The organism is Cellulomonas cellasea (assembly GCF_006538745.1).
In the GTDB taxonomy this organism is placed as follows: domain Bacteria; phylum Actinomycetota; class Actinomycetes; order Actinomycetales; family Cellulomonadaceae; genus Cellulomonas_A; species Cellulomonas_A cellasea.
Genome location: NZ_BJLR01000044.1, coordinates 1 through 7,919, shown reverse-complemented (window position 1 = coordinate 7,919; position 7,919 = coordinate 1). Strand labels below are relative to the sequence as shown.

At 73.4% G+C, this 7,919-nt stretch carries 6 protein-coding genes; 1 reads left to right on the top strand and 5 read right to left on the bottom strand.

Going from position 1 to position 7,919, the window contains the following annotated elements; translation table 11 throughout:
- The 5 genes from CCE01nite_RS20625 to CCE01nite_RS20605 form a co-directional block, all read right to left on the bottom strand.
- Positions 1–1,218 (bottom strand): methyl-accepting chemotaxis protein (locus tag CCE01nite_RS20625; protein WP_246056809.1); only part of this gene is annotated, 1,218 nt, incomplete at its 3' end.
- A gap of 1 nt (position 1,219) precedes the next feature.
- A complete protein-coding gene (gene chvE / locus CCE01nite_RS20620) occupies positions 1,220–2,356 on the bottom strand; it encodes a multiple monosaccharide ABC transporter substrate-binding protein (protein ID WP_052104406.1) in 1,137 nt (378 codons plus the stop codon).
- Between the two features lie 20 nt (positions 2,357–2,376).
- Complete coding sequence (locus CCE01nite_RS20615) at positions 2,377–4,086, bottom strand: methyl-accepting chemotaxis protein (protein WP_084142906.1); 1,710 nt, start codon at positions 4,084–4,086, stop codon at positions 2,377–2,379.
- 89 nt (positions 4,087–4,175) lie between these two features.
- Positions 4,176–4,589 (bottom strand): chemotaxis protein CheW, encoded by a 414-nt coding sequence (locus CCE01nite_RS20610; RefSeq protein WP_307722763.1) that lies wholly within the window; start codon positions 4,587–4,589, stop codon positions 4,176–4,178.
- Between the two features lie 2 nt (positions 4,590–4,591).
- On the bottom strand, positions 4,592–7,039 hold the full coding sequence (locus CCE01nite_RS20605) for a chemotaxis protein CheA (protein WP_246056806.1): 2,448 nt from the start codon (positions 7,037–7,039) through the stop codon (positions 4,592–4,594).
- 355 nt (positions 7,040–7,394) lie between these two features.
- On the opposite strand from CCE01nite_RS20605, the gene CCE01nite_RS20600 reads away from it, so the two are divergent.
- Positions 7,395–7,919, top strand: a 525-nt coding sequence (locus CCE01nite_RS20600; protein ID WP_141372951.1) for an endo-1,4-beta-xylanase, incomplete at its 3' end; no start/stop codon positions are given.

The following is a 7,919-nucleotide window of genomic DNA, read 5'->3' as shown; positions in this document are numbered from 1 at the left end:
CGTGGCGTTGAGGGCCAGGAGGTTGGTCTGCTCCGCGATGCTCGTGATGGTCTTGACGACGTCACCGATCTCCGACGACGAGACGCCGAGCCGGGCGACGGTCTGGGTCGTGTGCGCCGCGACGCCGGTCGCGTCCGAGGCGACCTTGGCGGCCTGGTTGGCGTTCTGCGCGATCTCGCGGATCGAGGCGCCCATCTGCTCGGCGCCGGCGGCGACGCCGTGCACGTTGCGGTTGACCTCCTCGGCGGCCGCCGCGACGACGCCGGCCTGCGCGGACGTCTCCTGCGAGCTCGCCGCGACCTGCGCGTTCGACGACGCGAGGTCCTGCGCCGCGGCAGCGACGGTCCGCGCGGTCTCGACGACCCCGCCGAGCGTCTCGCGCAGCGACGCCTGCGCCGTCGACAGCGACGCGGCCATGCGGCCCGTCTCGTCGCGGCCGGGCACGTCGGCGCGCACCGTGAGGTCGCCCTGCGCCATGGCGTCGAGCGAGCGGTGCACGGCCTGGATGGCCTTGCTCGTGCGGCGCGCGACGGCCACCGCGAGCGAGCCGGCGACGAGCGACCCGAGGACGAACGCGATCGCGAGCACCACGATGGTCCGGTCGACCTCCGCGCGGCTCTCGACCAGGATCGCGTCGACCTGCGAGTCGATCTGGCCCTGCGCGAGCGCGAGCGCCCGGCCCGCCCACATCGGGTCGGCGGCGACGCTCGCGCCGATCGCCTGCTCGAGCCCGTCGACGTCGCCCGCCTCCGCGAGCGGGGCGAGCGTCGCGTCGCGGTAGGTCAGCCACGCGGCCCACCGGTCCTGGAAGTCCGCCCACTGCTGGGTCTCGGACTGCGGGAAGTCCGCGACGGCCGCGATCTGCCGCTCGACGTCCCGGTCGTTCCACGCCTGGCTCTCGGCGAGCTGCAGGCGCGTCACGTCGTCCGCGGCGCCGGCCTGCTGCCGGACGAGCAGGTGGCTGCGGGCCTGCGCGGTGCGCAGCTCGGCCATCGCGGTCTGCAGCTGGCCCGTGAGGCCGGACATCTCCTCGAGGTTCTGGCCCGCGCGCCACAGCGCGACACCGCCGGCGCCGCCGACGAGGCCGAAGACCCCGACGAGCACCAGCATCGCGACGGTGATCTTCGTGCCCACGGTGCGGTCCCAGAACCAGGACGCCCGTGGGGAGCGAGCGGTCCCGGGGGTCGTGCCGTGCGGGTCGGTCGTCGGTCGTGCCACGTCAGCTCAGCTCCTGCGCCGTGTAGTAGCCGCCGTCCACCAGGACGGCCTCGTAGTTCTCGCGGGTCACGACCTGCGGGGTCAGCAGGTAGGACGGGACGACCTTCACGCCGTTGTCGTACGACGTGACGTCGTTGGTCTCGGGCTCGGCGCCCTCGAGCAGCGCGTGCACCATGGCGACCGCGACCTCGGCGAGCTGGCGGGTGTCCTTGTAGACCGTCGCGTACTGCTCCCCCGCGACGATCGAGCGCGCCGAGTCGATCTCGGCGTCCTGGCCGGTCACGGTCGGGAACGGCTGCGCGTCCGTGCCGTAGCCGATGCCGCGCAGCGACTCGAGGATCGCGCGGCTGATGCCGTCGTAGGGCGACAGCACGCCGTCGAGCGTCACGCCGGTGCCGGTGTAGGCGGGCAGCAGCTCCTGCATGCGCGCCGTGGCGTTCTTCGGGTCCCACGCGGGCGTCTCGATCGTCGCGAAGTCCGTCTGCCCCGAGGGCACGACGAGCGTCCCCGCGTCGAGGTACGGCTGCAGCACCGACATCGCACCCTCGTAGAAGACGGTCGCGTTGTTGTCGTCGGCCGAGCCCGCGAAGAGCTCGACGACGAACGGCCCGGGGGCGCCCGTGGGCCGGCCCGCCTCGTCGACCACGCCCATGCCCTGCAGCAGCGTCGTGGCCTGCTGGACGCCGACGCGCTGGTTGTCGAACGTCGCGTAGTAGTCGACGTCGGGCGACTCGCGGATGAGGCGGTCGTACGCGATGACCGGGATGTCGGCCGCGGCGGCGTCCGCGAGGACGTCCTTGAGCGCGACCCCGTCGATCGAGCCGACGACGAGCGCGTCGGCGCCCGCGGCGATCATCGCGGAGAGCTGCTCGACCTGCGTCGGCACGTCGTTCTCCGCGTACTCGAGCGACACGCCGTAGCCGAGCGCCTCGAGCTGGCTCCGGACGTTCTTGCCGTCCCCGATCCAGCGGTCCGACGTCGTCGTGGGCATCGCGACCCCGACGAGCGGCACCTCGGCCGCGGCGCCGGTCGCCTGGCCCGCGCCGCAGCCGGTGAGGGCCAGCGCGAGGGTGGTCAGGCCGGCGGCGCACCAGAGCGTGCGGCGGCCTGCTGCGGATCGTGCGTGTGGGTGCGTCATGGTCCTCGGTCCCGGTTCGGTCAGTACGTGAAGGCGGCGGTGCGGCCGCGCAGCTCCTCGGAGAGCCGCGCGAGCTCGACGACGGAGTCGCTCATCTGCGCGAGCACGCGCGAGCTGGTCTCGGCCGCCGACGCGACGCCGGTGACGTTGGCGGCGATCTCGCCGGAGCCGGCGGCGGCCTCCTGGACCCCGCGCGACATCTCGGTCGTCGTCGCCGTCTGCTCCTCCACGGAGGAGGCGATCGTCAGCTGGTAGTCGTTGATGGAGGCGATGATGTGGGTGATCTCCTCGATGGCCGCGACCGCCTGGCGGGTGTCCACCTGGATGGCCTCGACGCGCTGCGTGATGTCCTCGGTCGCGAGCGCCGTCTCGCGCGCGAGCTCCTTGACCTCGCCCGCGACGACCGCGAAGCCCCTGCCGGCCTCGCCCGCGCGGGCCGCCTCGATCGTGGCGTTGAGCGCGAGCAGGTTGGTCTGCGCGGCGATGCTCGTGATGACCTTGACGACGTCGCCGATCTCCGACGACGAGACGCCGAGCCGCGCCACGGTCCGCGTCGTCGTCTCCGCGACGCCCGTCGCGTCGGTCGCGACCTTGGCCGCCTGGTTCGCGTTCTGCGCGATCTCGCTGATCGACGCGCCCATCTCCTCGGCGCCCGCCGCGACGACGTGCACGTTGCGGTTGACCTCCTCGGCCGCGGCCGCGACGACGCCGGCCTGCGCGGACGTCTCCTCGGAGCTTGCGGCGACCTGGGCGTTCGCGGCGGCGAGCTCGTGGGCCGCGCCCGCGACGGTGCTCGCGATCTCGACGACGCCGACGAGCGTCTCCCGGACCGCGGCCTGGGCGACGCCGAGCGCCTCCGCCATGCGCCCGAGCTCGTCGCGGCTGCGGACGGGGGCGGGCACCGTGAAGTCGCCGCGCGCCATCGCCTCGAGCGACGCCTGCACCTCGCGCGCGGCACACCGGATCGACATCGCCGTCTGGTAGCCGAGCGCGACGACGACGACGAGCGCGATCCCGAGCGTCACGACGAGCCCGGTGACCGCGCGCTGCGACTCCGCCTCGGCCTCCGCCGCGACCGACGTGAAGTACGCCGTCGTGTCCGCGTCGAGCGCCTCGAGCGTCGCCTCGAGCCGGTCGATCAGCGGCTGGCTCACGTTCTGCACGAGGCTCGAGTAGTACGGGGTGTCGTTCTTCAGCGCGGCCGGCACGAGCTGGACGTCGCGCACCTTCATCCACTGCGCGTACGCGGTCTTGAAGTTCTCCCACGTCTCGCCCCCGCCGCCCACGGCGTCGAGGTCGGCGATCGCGGACTGCAGCGCGGCGTCGTTCTCCTTCTGCCGCGCGAGCCACTCGTCCTGGAGCTGGTCCTTCTCGAACGCGGCGAGCTGCGCGACGATCAGCCGCGCGGTCGTCACGTCCTGCTGCACCTCGGCGCGGCTCGCGACGAGCGTCTCCTGGAGGTGCGCGAGCTCGCTCGTGCGGGCGGTGATGCCCTGCATGGTCACGACCGCGGCGGCGCCCGCGGCGGCGGCGACCGCAGCGAGCAGCAGGATCGAGGTGAGGATCTTGGTGCGCACCGACCGGTCGCGCACGAGCGAGCGGACGACCGGGACGGGCCCGGCACCCGGGACGACGTCGGCGGGCTCGCGGCCGGCAGTCGGACTGCGCCGGGCGAGCAGGTCACCCCCGCGGCGCAGCAGCGCCCGCGGGTCCCGAGTCGTCGTGCTCATGCGTCCGTGCTCCTCGTCTCAGCATCCATGCCTGACGTGCACATCGGCCGGACACGCGCCCAGTTGAACGGTCGTCCGGGTGGACTCGCTCAGGTGGCGGTGGCCGCGTCGACGTCGAGCACCAGCAGGAGGTCGCCCTCGAGCTTGTACGCACCGAGGATCAGCTCGCGGAGCTCCGCGTCGAGCGTGTCCGGGGGCTGCTCGAACCGCTCCGGGCCGACCTCGACGACGTCGCCGATCTCGTCGACGAGCAGGCTGATCGGCTCCCCGGCCACCTGGACGACGACCATCATCGGCTCCGCGTCGTCGGCGAGCGGCGCGAGGCCGAGCCGGGGACGCAGGTCGATCGTCAGGACCACCTGGCCCCGGAGGTTCACCAGCCCCGCGGTGCCGACCGGGGCCAGCGGGACGCGCGTGCGCACGTGCGAGCGCAGCGCCTCCTGGACGCGCGTGACGTCCACCCCGTACAGGCTCCCGCCGAGCGTGAAGGTCACGTACTGCACGGTCACACCCCTGCCGTCTCGAGCTCGGACGCGCGCCGCTGCTGCGGCACGACGACGTCGTAGAACGCCGGGTCGGCGGCCATGACCGCGGCCCGGACGTCGAGCAGCTCGGTCACCCGCTCGTGCAGGACCGTCGAGCCCGTCAGGCCCGCGTCCTCGATGTCGCTGTGGCGCGAGACGTCGTCGTCGATGATGTCGACGATCTCGTCGACCACGAGCCCGACGCTGCGGCCGGCCCGCGTGTAGACGACCAGCAGCAGCTCGTCCTTGCGGGCGCTGTCGAAGACCCCGAGCACCCGGTCGAGCCGCGCGAGCGGCAGGATCGTCCCGCGGTACTGGATGACCTCGCGGCCGCCGACGAGCTCGACCTGGTCGATGCGCACGTGCTCGAGGCGCGCGACGGACGCGAGCGGCATCGCCACCCGGCGGCCGCCGCCGATGCCCGCGACGAGCAGCTGCTCGACGACGCGCTCGGCGACCTCCTGCGTCGCGCCGCGGCGCTCGCGTGCGTGCTGCTCACCCTCCGCGACGAGCGCGCGGCGCGCGATCGCCTGGACGTCGAGGATCAGCGCGACCGCACCGTCGCCGAGCACCGTGGCGCCCGCGTAGATGCCGATCGCCTTGAGCCGCGCCGAGAGCGCCTTGACGACGATCTCCTCGGTGTTCAGGACCCGGTCGACCAGCAGGCCGAAGCGCTGGTGGTCGGCCTGGACGACCGCGATGACCGTCGAGGACCCCGGCTCCACCGGGATGCCGAGCACGTCCGCGAGCGACACCAGCGGCAGCAGCTCGCCGCGCAGGCGGTACACCGCGGCGTTCTGGATCCGCTCGATCCCGGCGCCCGCGCGCTGGCCGTCGAGGGCCACGAGCTCGAGCAGGCTGACCTGCGGGACGGCGAACAGGTCGCCGCCGCACACCACCGTGAGCGCGGGCATGATCGCGAGCGTCAGCGGGATCCGCAGGCGCCAGACCGTGCCCTCGCCGAGCGTCGAGTCGACGTCGACGGTCCCGCCGATCGCCTCGATCTTGGTCCGCACGACGTCCATGCCGACCCCGCGGCCGGACACGTTCGTCACGGCCTCGGCCGTCGAGAAGCCGGGCAGGAACAGCAGCTGCATGAGCTCGGGCGGGGTCATGAGCATGACCTGCTCGGGCGTGCGCAGACCGCGCTGGACGGCCTTCGCGGCGACCTTCTCGGTGTCGATCCCGCGGCCGTCGTCGGCCACCTCGACCACGACCTGGCCACCCGCGTGGTACGCGCGCAGCGTCAGCAGGCCACGTGGCGCCTTGCCCGCGGCGACGCGCTCCGGCGGCGACTCGATGCCGTGGTCGACCGCGTTGCGCACGAGGTGCGTGAGCGGGTCCTTGACGGCCTCGAGCAGCCCGCGGTCGAGCTCGGTGTCCCGGCCGACCATCTCGAGCTGGACCTCGCGGTCGCACGCGGCGGCGAGGTCGCGCACGACGCGCGGCATCTTCGACCACACGTGGTCGATGGGCTGCATGCGGGTCTTCATGACCCCCTCCTGCAGCTCGCCGGCGATGAGGTTGAGGCGCTGCGCGGAGCGGACCAGGTCGACGTCGGAGCGGTCACCCGCGAGCCGGCTGATCTGGTTGCGCGAGAGCACGAGCTCGCCGACCTGGCGCATGAGGGCGTCGAGCAGCTCGACGTCGACGCGGATCGAGGTCTCGGAGCTCGCGGACGTCGGCGCGAGGGCGGACGCGGCGGCGGGCTGGGCTGCCGCGGCCGGCGCGGGGGCGACGGCGACGGGTGCCGGGGCGGCCGCGGCCGGTGCGGGCTGCTCGGGCGCCGGGGCCGGCTGCGCGAGGGCGTCGGCCGCTGCGGGCGGCTCGGCTCCGGCGGAGGCTGCGACGCGCGCGGAGCGGGGGGCGATCACGCGCGACGGGTCGGCGGCGCGCACGGCCGGCTTCCCGGCGGCGGGCGCAGCGGCGGGTGCGTCGGCGGGTGCCTCGGTGGCGGGGGGCTCGGTGCCGGCCGCGGCGTCGGCCACGGTCTCGACGGCCGTGGCGGTGTCCGACGGCGCGGCAGCGGGCTCCTGCGCGTCCGAGCCGTCACGCCCGGCCTGCAGCCGGCCGACCGCGTCGAGCACGCCGTCGATGTCGACCGCGCCCTCGGTGCTGTCCGCGGCGATCGCGGTGAGGATCTCGCGCACGACGTCGACGAGGCGCAGGAGCACGTCGGTCGTCGCCTGGTCCATCGAGCGCTTGCCGTCGCGCAGCTCCACGAGGAGGTTCTCCCCCGCGTGGGTCACGCGCTCGAGCCGGCCGTAGGCCAGGAAGCCCGCGGTGCCCTTGATCGTGTGGATCGTGCGGAACACGCTGCCGAGGAGCTCGCGCGACCCCGGGGACTCCTCGAGGGCCACCAGGTCCTGGTCCAGCTGGTCGAGGTTCTCGTGACTCTCGACCAGGAACTCACGGACGATGTCGTCCATGTCTTCCACTGTTATCTCCCACCCGTGACCGGCGGCCGTCCCGCCTGACGCACCGCCCATCGGTCGGCTTCGCCCGGACGTGAGCAACCGGGACGGGTGAGGGCGCGACCGCTCGGCGCGGGTGCACGCCGGCCGCCGGTGGAGCCGCGCCAGCACCGGGAGCGGCCCGTCGTCGGTGAGAAACGTTTCAGACCTCCCCCGATCCCTTCGGTTCGGACACGGGACATGCGAATGTGAGCGACTGAACGCCGGTCGAGACCGCCCCGTCGAAATCGATATCCACCGGTGGAGGGGGCGTCCGGCCCGGCCGTACCCGCCCGTCGACGACGACGGGCGCCCTGAGAGAGAGGTACGCATGAGGACGACTCCACGACGCGCCCGCCACGGCCGGCGCACGTTGGTCGCGGCGGGCCTGACGCTCGCCACGGCACTCGCCGGACTGGTGGTGACGGCGCCCGCGCACTCCGCGGGCAGCACCCTGGCAGCGGCAGCGCAGCAGAGCGGCCGGTACTTCGGTACCGCGATCGCGGCGGGTCGGATGAACGACTCCACGTACATCACGATCGCGAACCGTGAGTTCGACATGATCACGGCCGAGAACGAGATGAAGATGGACGCGACGGAGCCGTCGCAGAACCAGTTCAGCTACGCCAACGGCGACCGGATCCTGAACTGGGCGCTGCAGAACAACAAGCGGGTCCGCGGGCACGCGCTGGCGTGGCACTCCCAGCAGCCGGGCTGGATGCAGAACATGTCCGGCACCCAGCTGCGCAACGCGATGCTCAACCACGTGACCCAGGTCGCGACCCACTACAAGGGCAAGATCTACGCCTGGGACGTGGTGAACGAGGCCTTCCAGGACGGCTCCTCGGGCGCGCGT